The following is a 19,359-nucleotide window of genomic DNA, read 5'->3' as shown; positions in this document are numbered from 1 at the left end:
CCCGTGTCCGGGGTTCAGGCTCGGGCGCCGGCCAGCAGGCTGGTGAAGTCCGGGGTGCGGGCGGCGAGTTCGAGGGCGTCCAGGGTGCGGGAGGCCTCGGCGGCCGCCTCCGGGTCGCGCTCGGCGAGGCCGCTCTCCGCGAACTCGTCCTCGTCCAGGCGCAGCACCGTGGACCCGTCCGCCGAGCGCCACAGGTCGAGGTCCAGGTCCTCGACCTCCACCGTGCCGTCCGCGTGCACCACCGCGGGCCGGGCCACGTCGCAGTACCAGCCCTTGAGGGTGCCGTCCCCGGAGCGGACCTCCTTCACCGCGTACCAGCGGTCGCGCCAGTAGTGCTCGGTGAAGACGTCGCCCGGAGCGAACTGCACGAAGCCGAAGTCCTTGACGGTGTCCCTGGCCCAGTCGGCGCGCACGGTGAGGTGTGTGCCGTCGTCGGAGAGGAGGGTGGCGGGGTAGCGGATCTTGGTGCGGCCGGCCTTGGTGAGGGCTATTTCCACGAGGGTGCTTTCTGCGGGGTGGGTGGAGTGAGCGGGTTGCGTGGGACGGGGGGTCGCCGAGGCCGCGGGGGTGGTGTCAGGTGAGGTCACGGACGTACTCCACATAGGTGCCGCAGGGCTCGTAGCCGAACCAGGTGTTGACCGCGAGCATGGGGCGGTTGATTTCGTCGTTGCTGGTGAAAGCCTCCCGGACGCCCGCCGCCCGGGCGCGTCCCAGCGAGTCCACCTTCGCGATCTTCGCCAGGCCGAGGCCGCGGAACTCCTTGCACACCCCGGTCATGCCCGAGACGTACCGGGTCAGCCCGTCGGTGTGGGCCAGGGTGAACGCGGCGACCCGGCCCTCCTCAGTGAGCACCAGGGTGGTGAGCGCACGGTCGAGGAGGGGGTCGTCCCAGACGGTGTTCAGCCAGTCCTGGTAGTCGTCGAGGACGGTCTGGGTCGACCCGGGCTCGTCCAGGGTGACCTCGGCGTCGGTCTCGAACAGCGGGCGCGGGTCGTTGCCCGGGCCGGCGGCTGTACGCAGGACGAAACCGGCGGGCAGCGCGGGGGGTTCGGGCAGCGGGCCCGCCGTCAGGTCCAGGCGCTGGTAGCGCAGCGAGTGGGCGGAGGTGTAGCCGTACTTCGTGGCGAAGAGGCCGTCGGAGGGCTCGCTCGCCCAGGCGTGCACGGTCTTCGCGCCCTGCGCCGTCAGATACGCCTCGGCCTTGCGCAGCAGCGTCGAACCGATCCCGCGACGCCGGTACTCCGGATGCACCTGCGGCGCACCGAAGGCGTGCCCCGGCTCGGCACTCTCGTACTGGAGCCCCGCGTGGAGGGCGCCGACGACCTGCCCGCCCGCCTCGTCCTCCGCGATCAGCACACGGGACCTTCCGGCCGGGTTGGCGGTGGCGATACCGACGGAGACGGCCTCGGCGGTGATCACCATGAACGGGGTGGTGAGGCCGCGCAGCACGGCGATGGACTCGGCGTCGGAAGAACCGGGACGGTAGTCGCGATAGATCACGGTCATGAGGTGCGACGGTACGCAGTCCCGTGCCGTGGATGCCTCCGATTTTCCGGTGGAGGCCGGCGCGGGCCCCGTGGCGCGGACCGCTGCGCGGCGGCCGGGGCGTGCGCCGCTTCGTTTCCGTCATGCGCGAGACTTGGGAGGTGACCTCGCAGAAGCAGATTCTGAAGATCGTCGTGGACTTCGACGATGCCGTGGCTCCCTACGAGCAGCTTCGGGTGCAGGTGTCGGAACAGGCCCGTTCCGGGAGGCTGCCGGTCGGCTACAAGCTGCCGACGGTACGGGGGCTGGCAGCGGACCTGGAACTGGCCGCCAACACCGTCGCCAAGGCCTACCGGGCGCTGGAGTCGGACGGCGTGATCGAGACCCGCGGGCGGAACGGCACCTTCATCGCGGCCGCCGGAGACGCGGCGGAGCGTGAGGCCGCCGCGGCCGCCCAGGCCTTCGCCGAGCGCACCAAACGCCTGGGGCTCAGCCAGCAAGCTGCCCTGGAAGCAGCCCAGGCGGCCGTCCGTGCCGCATACACACGCTGACCCCACCACGCCCGCCCACCCCGGGGCGCGGAGAACTGCGCGAGCAACCCACCCCCACCCGCAACCCACCCCCACCCGCAGCCAACCCCCAGCCCCGCGCAGCGATTTCGGGAAGGGGCGGGGCGGGGCGGGGAGGAGCAACGCGCCGCAGGCAACGCCGCCCACCCACCGGCCCACCACCCCTGCCCACCCCCCCCCGCACCCGCCTACAGGTACAGCCCCGCATCCGCCGCCTTCCCCCGAGCTTCCGGCACCGAAGCCGGCGACACCCCCCGCCGCAGCGCGAACAGCTCCGCCAGGGTCGCGCCGTCCCGCCCCACCCCCTCCTCCGTGCCCAGCCAGTCCACCGCCTCGCGCCGGGTCAGAGCGCCCACCTCGATCCTGGCCAGGCACCTCCCGGGACGTACCACCGCAGGATGCAGCCGCTCCAGGTCCTCGTTGGTGGTGACGCCCACCAGCACATTGCGCCCCTGGCCCAGCAGCCCGTCCGTCAGATTCAGCAGCCGCGACAGCGCCTGCCCCGCCGTGTGCTTCGCCTCGCCCCGGATCAGCTCGTCGCAGTCCTCCAGCAACAGCAGCCGCCACCGGGCCTTCCCCGCCGGACCCTCGTCCTCGCCGATCGCGATGTCCATCAGGTAGCCGACGTCGTTGAACAGCCGCTCCGGGTCCAGCACGCAGTCCACCTGGCACCAGTCCCGCCACTGCCGCGCCAAGGTGCGCAGCGCCGAGGTCTTCCCCGTTCCCGGCGGCCCGTGCAGCAGCAGCAGCCGTCCCGAGATGTCGTCCGGGGTGACCTTCATCAGCCCGTCCATCGCCCCGGCCACCGGCGCCGTGTAGTTGGCGCGCACCTCCTCCCAGGTACCGGCCGAGATCTGCCGGGTCGTACGGTGCGGACCGCGCCTGGGGGAGACGTACCAGAAGCCCATGGTCACGGCCTCGGGCTGGGGTTCGGGTTCGTCCTGGGCGCCGTCGGTGGCCTCGCCGAGCACCTTCTGGGCCAGCTCGGGGGAGGTCGCGGTGACGGTGACGTCCGCGCCCCGGTTCCAGCGCGAGACCAGCAGCGTCCACCCGTCGCCCTCCGCCAGCATCGCGCTGCGGTCGTCGTCCTTGGCCGCGCGCAGCACGCGCGCCCCGTCGGGCAGCAGCGCGGCCCCCGCCCGCACCCGGTCCACCGACGAACTGTGCGCGTACGGCTGCTCGCCGGTCGCGAACCGGCCCAGGAACAGCGCGTCCACCACGTCCGACGGCGAGTCGGAGTCATCGACGTTCAGTCGCAGCGGAAGCGCCGCCTCAAGGCGTACGGCATCCGCGGACGCCGCCGACCCAGCGCAGGACGCGGGTCGAGCCGAAGACGTGGAAGCCACTGGCTGAGCCGAGGACGCGGACCCACTGTTCGCAGACATGCCGGACATGATCCGGCACCCGGCCGCCCCGCGCACGGTCTTTTCCTCCGCGACCGGCCGCCCCGCGCATGGTCTTTTCCCTCGCGACGCAACCCCTGTCGGCCGGATCCCGGCACGCCCCCTCCCAATCCCAACTCCCGCCAGTACTCTAAAAAGTGATGGGACGTCATGGGTGGGACACGGGGGCCAGGCGATGGCGCTTCGGTGCGCTGATCGGCGTGGGCATGGTCGCGCTGGCGCTCGTGCTGACCATGTGCAGCGCCTGGCCGGGTGCCGACGGCAAGGGTGACAGCGGGGGTACGTCCACGGACGGCGCCCGCGTCCACGGCACCCCGCCGCCCGCCGCCCCCGGTAAGCCGAAACCGGAACTGGGCTGGGGCTTCACCCACACCCAGTTCAGTGCCGACGCGGGTGGTGCGACCGCCCGGGGCAAGGCCGAGAAGCTGCTCTCCGACGCCAAGCTGCCGCAGATCCAGCACCTCATGGGCTGGGGCTCCAACAACCCCGAACCCTCCCCGGGCCGCTACCAGTTCGGCGAGATGGACAGCCGCATCGACCTGATCCGCAAGTCCGGCGGCACCCCGGTCGTCACCCTGTGCTGCGCCCCCGACTGGATGAAGGGCGGCAGGTCCGGCGCCGCCAACACCGACTGGAGCAAGCAGGCCCTGGAGACCGCCCCGAGCCCCGAGCACTACGCTGACTTCGCCAGGCTCGCCGGGGTGGTCGCCAAGCGCTACCCGGACGTCAAGCACTTCATCGTCTGGAACGAGTTCAAGGGCTTCTTCGACGACGGCGCCAAGCGCTGGAACTACGAGGGCTACACCCAGCTCTACAACCTGGTGTACGCCGAGTTGAAGAAGGCGGGCAGGGACATCCTGGTCGGCGGCCCCTATCTCGTCATGGACAGCTACGAGCCCCGCGCCCAGGAGTACGCCTCCGCGGTCAAGGGCCCCTGGGGCAGCATCGACCAGCGCTCTCTCGACGCCTTCACCTACTGGAACGAGAACAAGGCGGGCGCGGACTTCGCCGTCGTCGACGGCTCCAGTTACACCCGCGACGACGAGCTGCTCCCCGACCCGTTCCGGGCCACCGAGAAGCTCACCGCCGTCAGCAAGTGGGTGCGCCGGCAGACCGGCGGCAGACTGCCGCTGTGGTGGGCCGAGTACTACGTCGAACCGGGCGACGACAGGGACGAACGCGACGACTGGAGCGAACCCCGCCGCGCCGCCGTCCAGGCCACCGGAATGATCGCCCTCGTCGAGGGCGGCACCGGCACCGCCTTCTACTGGAACCCGCAGAACGAGGGTGCCAAGTGCGCGGGCTGCCTCTGGACCTCCACCCAACTCGACAACGGTGGAGAAGAGTTGAGCATGATGAAGCTGATCTCCCGGTTCGCGAAGGAGTTCCCGCCCGGCACACGCCACGACGCGACGGTGACCGTCGCCGCTGACGACGTACCCCATGTGCGGATCCTCGCCAGCGAGAAGACCGTCCTCGTGGTGAACACCCTCGACCGTGCGATCCGGGCCAAGGTCGACGGCCAGGACTTCCCGATGAATCCCTACGAGGTGCGCTGGCTCGAACGGCGCTGATCCGGGCCGCCCCCCATGCGTGGCCGTCCCCGGCCGGAGCTTCGTACCCCCGGCCGGAGCCTTCTGCCGCCGACCGGAACTACGTGCCGCCGATCCCCGCCAGCGACACCATCCGGATCACCAGCGCCGCTACCAGCACGGCGAGGAGCGGCAGCGCGAACCAGTAGGTCGACTGCATCCACCGGAGCTTCTTCACCCCCTCCGGCCGCGCCACCCGCACCACCTCCCGTGCCGCCAGCAGCAGGATCAGCGCCACCGCAGCCAGCGCCCCGACCACCGACCACGGCGTCCAGGTCACCTGCGGCCCGATCGGCCCCGGATCCGCCTTGGCGACGGGGCCCTCCGGCTGCTTGCTCAGCGAGTAGAGCGTCACATCGGGGTTGGCCAGCACCTTCCTCAGCTCCGGTCGGGCGTCCAGGTTCTGGAGCAGGCGCTTCTCCCAGGTGGGGGAGTAGCCCGAGTCCATCTGGAGGTAGACCACCTGACTGCGGTTGATCATCAGGTACGAGTTCGGGCCCGCGTCCTTGAGCGACTTGACCAGCGAGGCGACCAGGACCGGGTCGCGCGGTGCCTGGGTCGGCTCGTACTGGACCTTCTCCATGTCCTTGGCGCCCCACGGCATCGCGGGCGTCACGTTCTCGATGACGTCGTTGCTCATCCACAGCAGCCGGGCCGTCGGCTCGTCGTGCGCGTACACGTACTCCATGGCGGCGACCTCGCCCGCCCTGATCCGCTCGAAGGCCTCGTTGCCCCAGCGGGCCACCAGGAACCCGCCCATCAGGACGAGCCCGGCCATCAGCACGGCCAGCGGGGCCAGGCTGGTGCGGTCCGCGTCGCGTTCGGCGGCGGTGGCTCCGGTACGGGGGAAGAAGGCGAGTCCGGCGAGCAGCGCGGCGCCCGGAGCTGCGAACATGAAGACGCGCAGGGCCATTTCCCCGCCGTAGCTCTGCATGCCGAGACCGAGGAACGGGATGAAGGCCAGCACCAGCAGGGAGCGCTCGCTGTAGCCCGCGAAGCGGCGGCGGGAGAAGCCCCAGCAGGCCAGTGCCATCACACCACCGGCCATCGCCACCCGGACGTAGAGGACCAGGGTGTGGGTGGAGCTGCCGCCCTCGATGCGGCCCGCGACGGACGAGGAGACGTTGTCGCTCAACCCGCCGATCCCGCCGAAGAGTTCGTCGAAGTGTCCCGACCAGTACGGCTCGGCGAAGAAGCCGATCCAGACCGCGACCAGCACGGCGAACAGGATCGGCAGTCCGCGCAGCGTGGAGCGCCGGACCACCACCAGTACGCCGACCACACCGAGCATCACGAACGGGGTGAGCTGGTGCGCCGGGACCGTCCCCGCGAACAGGGCGATCAGCACCACCAGCAGCATCGCCTTCTCGCGCCGTCCGGCCGGCCGCACCTCCGCCTCGCCGGGCCGCCGCTTCGTCCAGATGACCCGGGGCTCGCGGAACCACACCAGCAGGATCGCCACGAAGGCGAGGTAGAGGAGATAGGTGTAGCCCTGCGGCGAGAAGTAGTCCTGGCCGACCCAGCCGCTCAGTACGAAGAACCAGGCCCCCGACCACTTCGCCCGCCAGCTCGCCCGCAGTGACTTCATCAGGAGGAACAGCGGTGCCAGGTAGAGGAGTTGCATGGTCAGCGGCCACCAGCGGATGACCTCCGACATGTCGGAGATCCCACAGGCCTCCGCGACGAAGGTGGCCGCCGCGAAGAACCCGGGCCAGCTCCAGCGGGCGTCCAGGTCCGGCACCGAGGAGCCGGTGCGGTCGATGTAGTCCATGAAGCCCAGGTGCTGCCAGGCTGTCGCGAACCGCGGCGCCGCCTCCAGGAGCGCGGGCAGCGCGTGCAGGGAGACGACGGTGGCGAGCAGGGCGACGGCCAGCAGCTTGGTCCTCGGCCGCTCCAGCCACAGCAGCGACGCGAAGGACACGGCGAGCAGCGCCGCTCCCACCAGGGTGGCCAGGGGCAGTACGGAGATCAGTCCGAGCCCGCCCATCCGGTCCAGGTCGGCCTCTTTGAGGCTCTGCACCGGCAGCCAGTAGAGCAGCAGAGCGGCCGGCAGCAGGCCGCCGAGGAGGAGTTCGGGGAGGTGACCGCGGACGAAGGTGCGCAGGCGGTGAAAGGCCGGGGGAGCGGTGCCGGTCCTGGCGGGGTCGGGGCCGGCCGATCCCGCACTGGCCGATCCCGCGTCGGCCGGTTCCGCACCGGCCGGCTTCGGGGCCGCGGGCCCGACGGCCGGGGGCGCGGGCTTCGCGCTCGCCTCGGTCGAGGGCAGCGCCGCCGGTGTCGACGCGGTGGACGCGGTCGGAGCCCCGGAAGTGGGTGGCGCCTGCGAAGTGGCCGGCGTCGCCGAAGTGGAAGGCGTATCCGAAGTGCTCCGTGGCGCAACGGACGTGGCGCAGCGCTCCGAGGCCTGCGCCGGCGGCGGGACACGCAGTGCCCAGGTCGGCCGGTGCTCCCCCTCGCCCTCCTCCTTCTTCATGCCAGGTACGACTCCGGAGGAGCCCCGGGGGATGTACAGACCACCTGCCGGAGATTCCGGACCGATCCGCACGTCCGGCCTGCGCTCCTGATGGTCGAAGTCGGCGGCCGTCCCCAGCGGCAGCGGCGCCCTGCCTCCCGGCGTCGGTCCGCCGCCCCCGGCGGGAGCATCCGGTGCCTCCGCCGGCGCCCTGCGCACCACCCCGTACAGCTTGAAGGCCGCGATCGCGGCGATCACCGCGAGGCTGGAGATCTCCGCGACGCCCGCACCGGTGAGCCCCATCCGAGGCAGCAGCAGCAGCGTCAGCCCGAGCACCAGCACGCACAGCACGCCCTGGAGGTAGGCGAGTCCACCGGTTCGGCTCCGGGCGCGCAGCACCGCGAAGTACACCTCTATCACCACCCGCAGCAGCGCCCCGACGGCGAACCAGCGCAGCAGCGGGGTCGCCGCCTCCGCGTACCCCTCGCCGAAGACACGCAGGATGTACGGAGCCCCGACGAACAGCACCGCCCCCACCGGCAGCATCAGCTTGGCCATCTTCTTCAGCGCGGCCCGGGTGTTGCGGGCCAGCGAGGCCGGGTCGTGCGCCCCCTCGACGGTGAGCGAGGCACCCATGTTGATGGCGAGCAGATTGACCGTGCCGCCGATGGTGGTGGTGATGTAGAAGTACGCGTTGTCGGCCGAGCCGACCTGCGAGGCGACGATCACCGGCACCGCGTAGACCACGGCCAGCGAGAACAGCGAACCGGTGTAGTCACCGGCCAGGAACCGCCCCATCTGCCGCGTCGTCGGCGGCTCCGCCAGACCCTCGGTGGCCAGCACATGCCGGGGCACCAGCTTGCGGAACACCAGGATCCCCAGCGGAATCACCGACACCGCGATCGCCGCCACCCACGAGACGAAGACACCCGCCGTCGGGATCGACGTCGCGATCAGTATCAGGAGCAGCAGCTTCACCCCCGAGAAGACGGTGTTGCCGACCGGTACCCAGAGCGCGCTGCGCAGCCCGGTCAGCACCCCGTCCTGGAGGGTGAGCAGCGACCACATCACCACGGCCAGGACGAAGCCCAGCCCGTTCAGCGGCCCGTGCAGGAACCGGTACGAGGGCCCCCAGAGGTCCAGCGTCAGCAGGAAGATCCCCGCCGCCACCGCCACCACCAGCGAACTTCCCGCATAGGTACGGAACACCAGGCGCCCGGTACGCCGCCCGGAGACCGGGATGAACCGCGCCAGTGCCCCGGTGAGGGTGAGCGCGGTCAGCCCGGCGAGCAGCTTCATCGCGGCGATCGCCGCCGACCCCTGGCCGACCGCCTCCGGTGTGTAGTACCGGGCCGCGACCAGCCAGAAGCTCAGACCGAGAAGGGCGCTGACCCCCGTATTGAGCATCAGCGCGTAGGCGTTGCGGAAGAGCGGGCTGCTGCCCTCCGCGCCGCCCGTCAGCCGGAGGACCGGGAGCCGCAACCTGCGCCCCTGCGGGGGCTTCTCGGTCACTGCCTCCCCGGTCACGGCCCTGTTCTCCCCGGTGTCGTTCCCGGCCTGAGCGGTGGTCGTGTCAGACACGGCTGGCGGCTGCCTCTCGTGCGTGGCGGACGGCCGACCGGGATCTGCGGACCACCGCGTATCCCCGGGTGAGGATGCGCTCCCTGGCGACGTCGCGGTAGGTGGCGGTGCCCGACACCAGGCGGCCGAACTGCTCGATGCCGGTGCCGCGTTGCACGGTGATCCGGCGCAGCGCGAACGGCCCCTGGCGGGGTGCGGCGAGCGCGTTGTTGACCGCGAGGGCCTGGGCGTACCCGGCGGCGTGCACCGCCCGCCTGACCCGGCGGCTGGAGTAGCCGTACGGGTAGGCGAACGAGACCGGGGCGCCCGCGAGCTCGTCGGCGACGATCTCCCGGCAGCGCAGCACCTCGAACCGCAGCCGTTCGTCGTCGAGCTGGTCGAGCTGCGGATGGGTGTGGCTGTGCCCGCCGATCTCCGCCCCCGCGTCGGCCAGTTGGCGCACCTGGTCCCAGTCGAGCATCGTGTCCGGGGCGCCGGGACCCTCGTAACGGCCGCGCAGCCAGCCCGTCGAGACGAACAGGCTGGAGCGGAAGCCGTACTTGACGAGGGAGGGCAGCGCGTGGCGGTGCACGCCCTCGTACCCGTCGTCGAAGGTGATCAGCACCGGCTTCGACGGCAGCACACGGCGGCCGCCGCGCCACGCCGCCCCCAGCTCCCCGGTGGTGACCGGTGTGAAGCCCTCCGCGTCGAGCAGCGCCAGCTGCTCGGCGAAGGCCTCCGGCGATACGGAGAGTCCGTACGCCGCCTTCGCCGGGCGGTGCCCGACGGCGTGGTACATCAGGATCGGCACCGGCGCCCTGCCACCCGGACCGGCCCCGCTCGCCGTCACGCCCGTACCTCTGCCGCTGCTCATGCGTGCGCCCCCTCGCGTCCCTCGCTCTCCCCGGCCGCCCCCGCCGCCGGGCCCTGCGCGACGGGTGTGATCGGCGCGACCGAGAACCTGCCGCCTCCCCTGCGGGCCCGGACGCTGCCCAGTACGTACCCGCCCGCCGCGGCCACCACTCCGGACACGATGGCCCCCGCACGCCCCGCCCCACCGGGCCTGCCCAGCGCCGCGTCCCGTAACCCGCGCAGCACCCCCGCGGGCAGCACCCGGCTCGTGTAACGGCGCTCGGACTCAAGTCCCTTGCCCGCACCGACACTTCGGGCCACCAGCGCCTTGGACAGGCCCTCCGCGTACGTACGGGAGCGGAAATAGCCGTACCTCTCCCTGCCCGGGGGGACCTTGTGGTGGATCACCGCCCGGTCGTCGATCAGCAGCACCGCGCCCGGCAGCGCCTGCCCGAGCCGGATGCACAGCTCGGTCTCCTCGCAGCCCAGCGGGCGTTTGCCGTCGTCCCGGCCGATTCCGGTGGCGAATCCGCCCGCCGCGTCGAAGGCCGTCCTGCGGAAGGACGCGTTGCCGCCGAGCACATTGCGGACCCGCACCAGGCCCGGGGGGATGCCCCGGTAGGTACAGCCGACGACCCAGTCGAACTCGTCGGGGAACCAGTCGGGCCGCCGCCCCGACGACCAGGCGGGCACGGTGCGCCCGCCGACCGCCATCACCCGGGGGTCGCTGTACCCGGCGGCGAAGTGCAGCAGCCAGTCCCGTTCGGCCACCGCGTCGTCGTCGAGGAAGGCGACGATCTCGCCGCGGGCGGCCGCGATGCCGGTGTTGCGGCCCGCGGAGAGACCGCGGGGGCCCGCGTTGGCGAGCACCCGCACCTCGTCCGCGGCCCCGGGCTCCTTGAACTCCCGCTCCAGGCGCTCCAGCAGCCCCGCATTGTGGTCCACGACCAGCAGCGTCTCCGCCGCCGGCCGGGACTGCGCGCGCACCGAGGAGACCGCCGCGAGGATGTCCTCCCAGCGGTCCTCGGTGTACACGCAGATCACCACGGTGATGCCGAGCGGTCCGGACGCATCGGCGTCGAGCGGGGACCGCCCTGTCAAGACACCTCTCCCCGGCCGATGATCCGGCGCGGAGCCACCGCGGGCAGCGGCAGGTTCCTGCGGCCGTGCCGCTTGCCGCGCTCCTTGAGGATCACCCGCAGGACCCGCAGCCCGTCGCGGACGGCACTGAGGTTGCTCATGCCGTGGATGCGTTCGAACTCGTGGCTGGGAATCTCCTGCACTCTGAGGCCCGCCTTGACGACCCGGATGTTCATCAGGGTCTCCACCTCGAAGCCGGTGCAGTCGAGGTCGATCTTGTCCAGGCAGTGCCGCCAGAAGGCGTTGTAGCCGTAGCAGAGGTCGGTGTAGCGGGCGCCGAACTTGGCGTTGACGACCGAGCACAGCACCCAGTTGCCCAGCTTGCGGACCGGGGTCATGTCGTCGGTGCCGCCACCGTTCGCGAACCGGGAGCCCTTCGCGAAGTCGGCGCCGGAGACCAGCGCGGAGACATAGGAGACGATCTCCTGGCCGTCGGCCGAACCGTCCGCGTCGACCATCACGATGATGTCGCCGGTGCAGGCGGCGAAACCGGTGATCAGGGCGTCGCCCTTCCCCTTTCCGGTCTGCCGGACCACTTTCACGTCCGGCCACAGATCACGGGCCACCTGGACCGTGTTGTCGGTGGAATTGCCGTCCACCAGGACGACTTCGTGAATCCAGTCCGGCAACGACTTGAAGACGTACGGAAGGTTCTCCGCCTCATTCATGGCGGGGATCACCACACTCACGGGCACGGTGATCGCGAGATGCGAAGAGATGGGCCGGTACTTCAGGCTCTTCTTGATCGCGCTGCTGCGGCTGTTGCCGTTGGTGGACGGTTCGCTGAGCGGATCCTGGCCGGGTACCGCGGGTCGGAGAAATGAGCTCATGAGTCTTTTCCCTCTCCACCGGTGGACCGCCCGCCCCCGGGCGGTCCGGATGAGTTTCCGGTTCGAAAGGGGGGTTTCACCCGGGCCGTGACGGAATTGCACCCCGCGACGGAAAACACTCCGTGACGGAATAACCCTCCGTACCGCTCGGGTGAGCTGGCTATTGCTCTGCGCGGAACGTGCCGCGGCACATCTCCAACGGACAGATCTGTGGCCGGCGAGCACGGCACCCCCCTACCGCGCTCCCGCTCCGGACACCATCGCGACGCTTGAGCCCTCCCCTAGAGCCGCTTTGCATGATGGGCCATTGCGGGTGGATGTACGACGGTATTGATGATTGGGACCTTATGGCAAGACCTGGAACGAAGCCTCGCGTTTTTGTGACTTTGGCCTTACTTCGCCCCCTGGTCACGGAATCGTCCTGATCGGATTTCCCCGATCCGTTTGAGCAGCTTGTCGGCCGGTTCGAACAATTCCGGCCGTCCGACCACCGCATTCCGTAGCGCCCGCACCGGAGTGCGGTGTGCCCGGTGACCGAATGCCACGGGATGACGTCGCATCACCCACCCCTCGGACACCAGGATTTCCCTGGTCTTGAGGGAGTCCTTGTACTCTTTCTGGCCGCGCCCCAGATCGACGTAGGCGATCCCCTCGGATGCGGCGGATTCTGCGATCTTGAGTTGCATCAGCAACCCCGGTGAATATTTCGCGAACTCCGGGTCGTACGCCGGGAACCAATTCGCGATGATCCGCTCCGAGCGCGGACCGAAGTGCGCCGCGATCGGCCGGCCGTCCGCGTACAGCACCGAGAGCAGCCCCGTGAAGGAGTCGCTGCGGGTGTGGAACAACTGCTCGACCAGGTGGACGATCCAGGCCTGGGCGAAGCGGTCGCTGCGTCCGGTCCTGCGGTACTGCGCGGACTTCCACCGCATCAGCGTCCGCAGCATCCGGGGGTCGCGCTCGTCGTGGACGTAACGCACCTCGCCGACCTGGCGCGCGAGCCGGCGCTCCTTGGCGAGGGTGCTCTTGAGGAACTTCGGCGCGTGCTCCCGCAGATGGGCGAGGTACGCGTCGTGGCCGTCGAGGGTGTCGATCACGGGGGAGGGGAATCGACCGGTCGCGCCCGCCCCGAACGCGTCCTGCCCCTGCGCCAGATGATCGAACTCCCACACCGCGAGCCCGCAGGCCCGCAGTAATTCCTGCGCGTCCCAGGTGAAGCCGGGTCTGTGCACGATGCCCTGGCTGTCCGAGACGCCCAGTCCCAGTGCCCGGCCCACGCCGGTGGTGGATCTCTGGTACGCGAAGAACGCCGCGGCTTCGCCGCCCTCCCGTGCGACCGCGATCCGCACCCCGCGCCGGCACCGGCCGAGCGCCAGCGCGAACTCCGGCGAGAGGAACGGATTCGCCAGCTCCGGCGAACCGTGCAGATGCGCCTTGGACTGCATCGCCGTCCAGGCCGCCCGGTCCGCGGCGCTGAGCTCACCGGGCCGGTACACAGTGATGTCCACGTCAGGGTGCCAGCCTTCTCGCCGTACGGCCGCCCGGACGGCGTACCAGTGTGAGCAGGAAGAGGAGGGCGCTGATCCCGGCGACGGCCGCGATCCCGCCCCTGATCGACCAGAGGTGCAGGGCCAGCATCGACTGCGCCACCAGAAGGTTAGTTGCGAGTGCTGCTGCTGTGGACGCCACCGCCCGGCCCAGCGGTTCCAGGGTGCGCAGCCACCACGCCACGGCCGCGCCGGGGGCCACCACCATGAAGACGACGGTGAAGGGTGCGCGCAGCGGCGACGACGCGTCGGTGAACGCCAGGTACGCGCCCGCCGCGGAGACGACCAGAGCCGCCCCGGCGGTGGAAGGAAGCAGGTCGCGGCCCCGTAAGCGGAATCTGTCGCCCGCCGGTTCGTCTGCTGATGTCTTGTCACTGATGGTCTGCATTGGCGACTTTGCCCCCCGACGCGCCGGATGCCGGGCTTCAATGTCGCGCAGCGCGCGGACCCCCGTCAAGGATGCGAAGAGAGTGTGTGGAAGATCCGGGCCGAATGTCCTTGGCGTGGACACTACCGGCGGGTCACTTGGGCTGGTACCAAATGTGAGGCGGTCCGCTCACCGTGATGCGGCTGCTAAGGGAGGTTCCATGAAACTGACCCGTTTTACGACCTTCTCCTCCGCCTTCCTGCTCGCCGGAGCCCTCGCCCTCACCGGGGCCGGCGCCGCGCAAGCAGCCCAACAGGCCCAGGGCGTCGACTATGTGGCCCTCGGCGACTCGTACTCCTCAGGTGTCGGAGCCGGCAGCTACGACAGCGGCAGCGGAAACTGCAAGCGCAGCACCAAGGCCTACCCCGCCCTGTGGGCCGCCAAGTCGTCACCCACAAGCTTTGCCTTCGCCGCGTGCAGCGGCGCTCGTACGGGTGATGTCATCAGCGGCCAGCTGAGCAGGCTCAGCGCGGCCACCGACCTCGTCAGCATCACTGTCGGTGGCAACGACGCGGGCTTCGCCGACGTCATGACCACCTGCGTCCTCCAGGGCGAGTCCGCCTGCATCACCCGCGTCAACAAGGCCCGGTCGTACGTCGACAGCACCCTGCCCGGGCAGCTCGACTCGGTCTACAACGGCATCAGAGCGAAGTCCCCCTCGGCCCGCGTGGTCGTCCTCGGCTACCCCCGCTTCTACAAGATCGGAGGATCCTGCGCGGTCGGCCTCAGCGACAGGTCCCGCAGCGCCATCAACTCCGCCGCCGACTACCTCAACGCCGCGACCGCCAAGCGCGCCGCCGACCACGGCTACGCCTTCGCCGATGTGGCCGGATCCTTCTCCGGCCACGAGATCTGTACCCCCTCCCCGTGGCTGCACAGCCTCAACTGGGGCAACATCGGCGAGTCCTACCACCCGACCGCTGCCGGGCAGTCGGGCGGCTATCTGCCGGTGATGAGCTCGCAGGCGTAAACCGCTGTTCCCGCAGGTCCGCTACGGCTGGTACGGCGTGGCCGGGGGCGAGGTGACCCCGCCCGTGGTGGTCGGGGTCTCCTTGTCGCAGGTCACTGAGAACGAGGCCGAGTTGGAGGTCACGGAGTGCGGGCTCCGGACCTTCAGCTGGACCGAGTCGTGCCAGGCCGCACCCGCCCGGTACGTCAGCTCGGTGTGGTTCACCTGCTGGTTGGTGGTCCCGTCCGGAAACTCCAGCGTCTTCCACTGGCCGTCCGAGGTCTCCCCGCTCCGCGTCGTCCACTGGTACTCGACCGTCTCCGGAGACCGGTCGATGGTGATCGTCGCGGAGAAGGCGGGCGCCTCCCCCTCGGGTGCGGGACACGGCCCCGAGTAACTGCCGCGCACCACATGGACACTCACCCGTACCTTCTGCTGCGGCGGCGGGGTGGTCTTCCCGCCGTCGCTCCCGGTGGTCCCGCCGGTGCTCGAACCACTACCGCCGGTGGAGCCCGTGGCGCCGGTTGATCCGGTGCCGGTGTCCCCGGTGGTACCGCCCTCGCTGCTGCCGGGGGTGGTCCTGCCGCCGGCGCTGGTGGTGCTGCCGGAGCTGTTGCCGCCGCTGCCGGAGTTGCCCTGGGTGGTGCCGCCGGACGTGTTGTTCCCCTCGTTGTCCCGCTTGTTCAGGACGTAGACCAGGGTGCCGACGCCGAGCAGCAGGGCCACGACCAGGACCGCGAGCAGGGCGTTGGCGCGCTTCGGCCCGGACTGCGGCCGGGTGGTCGTCGTGGACTGCCCGCCGACCGGGCCGAACGTCCCGCTGCCCGTCCCGCCGGCCACCCCGCCGGCCGGCATCGGCACCGGCGCGGGCCGGGGCGTCGGACGCGGGGTGGGCCTCGGCGTCGAGGCGGTGACCGTCGGGCTCGCGTGCGGCCCCGCACCTCCCGCTCCGGGGACCGTCCCGCCCGCCGCCACCACACGCAGCTGCCGCTCCGCCTCCGCCCCCGGCATCCGCTCCGCCGGATCCTTGCGCAGCAGCCCCTCGATCACCGGCCGCAGCGCCCCCGCCCTGGCCGGCGGCGGCAGTTCCTCGTCCACCACCGCCCGCAGCGTGGAGAGCGGGGTGTCCAGCCGGAACGGCGAACTCCCCTCCACCGCCGCGTACAGCAGCACCCCCAGCGACCACAGATCCGACTCCGGGCCCGGGGTGCGCCCCAGCGCCCGCTCCGGCGCGAGGAACTCCGGCGAGCCGATCAGCTCGCCCGTCATCGTCAGCGCGGACGTCCCCTCGACCATCGCGATGCCGAAGTCGGTCAGCACCACCCGCCCGTCGTTCCCGAGCAGTACGTTGCCGGGCTTCACGTCCCGGTGCAGCACCCCCGCCTCGTGCGCGGCCCGCAGCGCGGCGAGTACCTCCGCGCCGACGTGGGCCGCCCGCTGGGGAGTGAGGGTGCCCTCCGCGTCCAGTACGTCGGACAGGCTCAGCCCCCGTACCAGCTCCATGACGATCCACGGGCGGCCGTCCTCGGTCGCCACGTCGTACACCGTGACCACATTGCGGTGCGAGATCCTGGCCGCCGCCCACGCCTCCCGCTCCAGCCGGGCGTAGAGCCGCGACTGATCGGTGCCGCCGAGTCCGGCCGGCGCGCGTACTTCCTTGACGGCGACCTCGCGGCCCAGCACCTCGTCCCGGGCCCGCCAGACGACCCCCATGCCGCCCTGGCCCAACGGGGCCAAAAGGCGGTATCGGCCCGTCACCACCCGTCCCTCACCCGGCACTTCGCTCACAGGCGTCCATCCCCCGATCCGCGGCAGAGCGGCATCATGGTCGAAACCACTCCAAGTTAGCTCAACTCGCGGGTTCTGCCGCCTCCTTGAACGATTACGGTCCGTCAACCTCCGTCCGCCTGTGATGAATCCTGTGGGCGGGATACACGTGTGTCATGCCGGGGAGATAGGGTTAACCTGCCCGGTGACGGGTGCCCTCGTACGGGTGGGGAGTGACATGGAACAGATAACGGTGCGCAGCAGGCCTCGGGTGCCTGCCATCACATGCGGGAGCAGTGCGACCAGCTCGCGGCTCGACCGCCATCTCGCAGTGCTCGGCGGTCCCGCCCTGCCACAGCGTGATACGGCCGAGGCGACGATGCTGATGCGTGAACTGACCTCGCGTGAGGTGCCGCGCACGCGCAACACCAGCAGGAAGACGCGTATCTCGCGGGTCTCCCTGTTCGCACCGCTGAGGCGGTTGCAGCGGTCCCTTTTCGGGAGCCGCGGCTGAGACTGGCCGTCGGCCTTTGTCGTACGACCGCTGTGGTGTGAAGCGCCGCTTCGGCACCTGGTGAACTTCCCCCTGTCCATCCGTCATTCCCTGGACAGGGGCAGGCACCGGTGTGGGGCGGCGCTTCTTCGTGTCCGGGTGTCTTCGTGTCCGGGTGTCGCGTGTGACAGCGGGGTGTGTCAGAGCAGCGCGAACTGGCCGCCGGGGCCTTCCTCGTGGTGGTCGAGCACCGAGGCCGGGCGCCTGACCGCAGCGGGGACGGGCAGGACTCCCGCGGTCAGCAGGTCGTTACGGGTGAGCTGGTCGTACGAGTCCTGGGCCGGGCCGCCGCCGGCGGCCTCCGCGTACAGCGCCAGCACCGTCACCAGCTCCAGCAGCTCCGAGTTCCACTCCTGGGGCCACTCGCGGGGACGGACGCCCTCCAGAGGGCCGGACGGTTCCGCCGTGCGTTCCTCGAACCAGCGCTCCAGTACGCGGACACCCCCCACCTCGAAGTCCCAGGCCGCCGCCGGGACCGGTGAGATGCGGCCCGACGCGCCGAGCAGCAGCGCCGATTCCTCCCGGTCGTACGTCAGGGAGTCCGGCCGGGGCCCGACCGCCGCGCGGACGTAGGGGCGGCGGCCGCCCGGGAGGCGGGGGCGGTCGGCGCCGTGGGCGCCGCGCAGCAGGACGGTGAGGAGCCTGTGGCCCAACTCCACGCCCACCGACCACACCTGAAGGTCCCTGGGGAGCGGCACGAGGGATCCTCGGGGTGAGGGCCGGGCCGAGGCCAGGGCCCAGGCGAGCACGTCCTCGGGGGTGACCTCCCGGCCGTAGTGCTTGCCGAGGAAGCCGGACAGGCCGGGCGTCAGATTGGGTTCCTGGCCGTCCGGCCTGCGGTAGAGGGGGCGGATGCGGCCGGGGCGGCCCGCGGGGGAGCGGCCGTCGGGGAGCAGTGCGGAGGCGAGCAGGGCGGGGCCGGCCGCCCCGGGGACGTAACCCTGCTCGATCGCGAAGATCTGGTGGGCGGGGTCGGTGACCCGCCACAGTTCGGGGCGGGCGGTGTCGATCAGGCGGTGGTCGGGGATCAGCCACTGCTCGTCGAAGGGGCCGTGCAGGACCCGGACCGGGTCCGGGCAGCGGCCTGAGTCGGCGGCGGGCGTGCCCTCGCCCGCTCGCACGCAGCTGAGAGCCAGCGGAAGGGTGCCGGCGGTGCGCTGGCCGGGGAGGGCGGCGACGGAGGTGCGCGGGGTGCGCAGCCGGGTCGGCGAGAAGAGGGCGTCCCGGTCGGCCTCGTCGGCCTGTATCACCCTGTCCCAACGTGCCCGCAGCGAAGCCGGGTCGGGGCCCATGACCCAGCTGCGGCCCAGCCGCAGCGGCGCCACGGACCAGGGCATCAGGTCGTCCAGCAGGAGGGGCTGCGGCGTTTCGGCGACATCGCTCACGCACCGCATCGTAGGCGCTGGAGGTGACGGGGGCCGAGCCCGTCGTCCCCGCCCCGGCCGCCCCGTCGTCAGGTCGCCTCGACGGTCACCGTGAAGGAGAAGCGGTCGCCCCGGTAGCGGATGCGGGCCACGTCGACCACCCGGCCCTCCACGTCGTAGGTCACGCCCGTGTAGTGCAGGATCGGCGAGAGGAGGGGGACGTTGAGCAGCTCGGCCGTCTCCGGGTCGGCCAGGCGGGCCTCGATGGTGTCGGTGATGCGGCTGATGCGTACGCCGACCTCGTCGCGCAGCACCTTGGTCATCGGCCAGCGCTCCAGGTCACCGGCCCTGATCTGCTCGGCGATCTCCGGACGGACCGCGTTCTCCGCCCAGTTGGTGGGCTCGCCGCTCTCCGCGTCATGGCGCAGGCGGCGGTACGTCATGACCTTGGTGAGGTCCGGGAAGTGCTCGGCCAGCTCGCCGGGCACCGGTACCGGGCCGTGACCCAGCAGCGTGGTCGGCTCGCCCGACTGCTGGGCCACGATCGCGTCGATCGAGCCGAGGAGGCGGCGCGGGGCGCCCCGCCTGGCCCCCGGTTCGATGAAGGTGCCGCGCCGCCGGTGCCTGCTGATCAGGCCCTCAGCCTCCAGCTCCTTGAGTGCCTGGCGCATCGTCAGGACACTGACCCCGTAGTGCCCGGCCAGCTGCTCCTCGGTGGGCAGCCGGAGCGAGGCGTCCGGGGTGCGGCCCAGTATCGAGGCGCGCAGCGACTGGGAGACCTGATACCAGAGCGGGAGCTTCCGGTTCAGCACGAGGGAGTCGGGGGCGAAGGCGGTCACCTGGGGGTCTCCGTAAGAGCCGGGGAGTGG

General features: G+C 71.2%; 16 protein-coding genes. 4 read left to right on the top strand and 12 right to left on the bottom strand.

The genetic code is table 11. The features are described 5' to 3' along the window. Window positions 1–14 precede the first annotated feature (14 nt). Window positions 15–587 carry a DUF402 domain-containing protein gene (locus ACIA73_RS15395; RefSeq protein ID WP_399438956.1) on the bottom strand — a complete coding sequence of 191 codons (573 nt, stop codon included), beginning with the start codon at window positions 585–587 and terminating at the stop codon, window positions 15–17. Then, a complete protein-coding gene (locus ACIA73_RS15390) occupies window positions 574–1,506 on the bottom strand; it encodes a GNAT family N-acetyltransferase (RefSeq protein ID WP_399438955.1) in 933 nt (310 codons plus the stop codon). The genes ACIA73_RS15395 and ACIA73_RS15390 overlap by 14 nt, the downstream gene beginning before the upstream one ends. A gap of 122 nt (window positions 1,507–1,628) precedes the next feature. Between ACIA73_RS15390 and ACIA73_RS15385 the strand changes: the two genes are divergently transcribed. Beyond that, the gene (locus ACIA73_RS15385) at window positions 1,629–2,036 is read left to right on the top strand and encodes a GntR family transcriptional regulator (RefSeq protein WP_399438954.1); all 408 of its coding nucleotides are present in this window, start codon (window positions 1,629–1,631) and stop codon (window positions 2,034–2,036) included. Between the two features lie 206 nt (window positions 2,037–2,242). Here ACIA73_RS15385 and ACIA73_RS15380 read toward each other — a convergent pair whose 3' ends face one another. Continuing rightward, a complete protein-coding gene (locus ACIA73_RS15380; protein ID WP_399438953.1) occupies window positions 2,243–3,448 on the bottom strand; it encodes a DUF5925 domain-containing protein in 1,206 nt (401 codons plus the stop codon). Between the two features lie 149 nt (window positions 3,449–3,597). Here ACIA73_RS15380 and ACIA73_RS15375 point away from each other — a divergent pair, with 149 nt between their 5' ends. Then, window positions 3,598–5,031, top strand: coding sequence for a xylan 1,4-beta-xylosidase (locus ACIA73_RS15375; RefSeq protein WP_399438952.1), 1,434 nt, complete (start codon window positions 3,598–3,600; stop codon window positions 5,029–5,031). A gap of 79 nt (window positions 5,032–5,110) precedes the next feature. Here ACIA73_RS15375 and ACIA73_RS15370 read toward each other — a convergent pair whose 3' ends face one another. The 6 genes from ACIA73_RS15370 to ACIA73_RS15345 all read right to left on the bottom strand — a co-directional run bounded on the left by ACIA73_RS15370 (window position 5,111) and on the right by ACIA73_RS15345 (window position 13,818). Then, window positions 5,111–9,082 carry a polysaccharide biosynthesis C-terminal domain-containing protein gene (locus ACIA73_RS15370; protein WP_399438951.1) on the bottom strand — a complete coding sequence of 1,324 codons (3,972 nt, stop codon included), beginning with the start codon at window positions 9,080–9,082 and terminating at the stop codon, window positions 5,111–5,113. Beyond that, window positions 9,075–9,860 carry a polysaccharide deacetylase family protein gene (locus ACIA73_RS15365; protein WP_399439048.1) on the bottom strand — a complete coding sequence of 262 codons (786 nt, stop codon included), beginning with the start codon at window positions 9,858–9,860 and terminating at the stop codon, window positions 9,075–9,077. Before ACIA73_RS15365 ends, ACIA73_RS15370 begins: the two co-directional genes overlap by 8 nt. Before the next feature lie 71 nt (window positions 9,861–9,931). Next, the gene (locus ACIA73_RS15360; protein ID WP_399438950.1) at window positions 9,932–11,014 is read right to left on the bottom strand and encodes a glycosyltransferase family 2 protein; all 1,083 of its coding nucleotides are present in this window, start codon (window positions 11,012–11,014) and stop codon (window positions 9,932–9,934) included. Further along, window positions 11,011–11,883 (bottom strand): glycosyltransferase family 2 protein, encoded by an 873-nt coding sequence (locus tag ACIA73_RS15355; protein WP_399438949.1) that lies wholly within the window; start codon window positions 11,881–11,883, stop codon window positions 11,011–11,013. Before ACIA73_RS15355 ends, ACIA73_RS15360 begins: the two co-directional genes overlap by 4 nt. 392 nt (window positions 11,884–12,275) lie before the next feature. Further along, on the bottom strand, window positions 12,276–13,391 hold the full coding sequence (locus ACIA73_RS15350) for a GNAT family N-acetyltransferase (RefSeq protein WP_399438948.1): 1,116 nt from the start codon (window positions 13,389–13,391) through the stop codon (window positions 12,276–12,278). A gap of 1 nt (window position 13,392) precedes the next feature. Then, window positions 13,393–13,818, bottom strand: coding sequence for a hypothetical protein (locus ACIA73_RS15345; protein WP_399438947.1), 426 nt, complete (start codon window positions 13,816–13,818; stop codon window positions 13,393–13,395). Between the two features lie 199 nt (window positions 13,819–14,017). Here ACIA73_RS15345 and ACIA73_RS15340 point away from each other — a divergent pair, with 199 nt between their 5' ends. Next, window positions 14,018–14,827, top strand: coding sequence for an SGNH/GDSL hydrolase family protein (locus ACIA73_RS15340; RefSeq protein ID WP_399438946.1), 810 nt, complete (start codon window positions 14,018–14,020; stop codon window positions 14,825–14,827). Between the two features lie 21 nt (window positions 14,828–14,848). Here ACIA73_RS15340 and ACIA73_RS15335 read toward each other — a convergent pair whose 3' ends face one another. Continuing rightward, window positions 14,849–16,594 (bottom strand): serine/threonine-protein kinase, encoded by a 1,746-nt coding sequence (locus ACIA73_RS15335; protein WP_399438945.1) that lies wholly within the window; start codon window positions 16,592–16,594, stop codon window positions 14,849–14,851. A gap of 217 nt (window positions 16,595–16,811) precedes the next feature. On the opposite strand from ACIA73_RS15335, the gene ACIA73_RS15330 reads away from it, so the two are divergent. Continuing rightward, the gene (locus ACIA73_RS15330; RefSeq protein ID WP_399438943.1) at window positions 16,812–17,087 is read left to right on the top strand and encodes a hypothetical protein; all 276 of its coding nucleotides are present in this window, start codon (window positions 16,812–16,814) and stop codon (window positions 17,085–17,087) included. Between the two features lie 179 nt (window positions 17,088–17,266). On the opposite strand, the gene ACIA73_RS15325 is transcribed toward ACIA73_RS15330, so the two are convergent. Together ACIA73_RS15325 and ACIA73_RS15320 are read right to left on the bottom strand one after the other, a co-directional pair. Further along, window positions 17,267–18,520 carry a type ISP restriction/modification enzyme gene (locus ACIA73_RS15325; RefSeq protein WP_399438942.1) on the bottom strand — a complete coding sequence of 418 codons (1,254 nt, stop codon included), beginning with the start codon at window positions 18,518–18,520 and terminating at the stop codon, window positions 17,267–17,269. A 59-nt stretch (window positions 18,521–18,579) separates the two neighbouring features. Beyond that, window positions 18,580–19,329, bottom strand: coding sequence for a GntR family transcriptional regulator (locus ACIA73_RS15320; RefSeq protein ID WP_399438941.1), 750 nt, complete (start codon window positions 19,327–19,329; stop codon window positions 18,580–18,582). Between the last annotated feature and the right edge of the window lie 30 nt (window positions 19,330–19,359).

The organism is Streptomyces sp. NPDC051561, assembly GCF_044454195.1.
Classification (GTDB): Bacteria; Actinomycetota; Actinomycetes; order Streptomycetales; family Streptomycetaceae; genus Streptomyces.
Note: the sequence above shows the minus strand (reverse complement) of the source record. Positions and strands in the feature narration are given on the sequence as shown.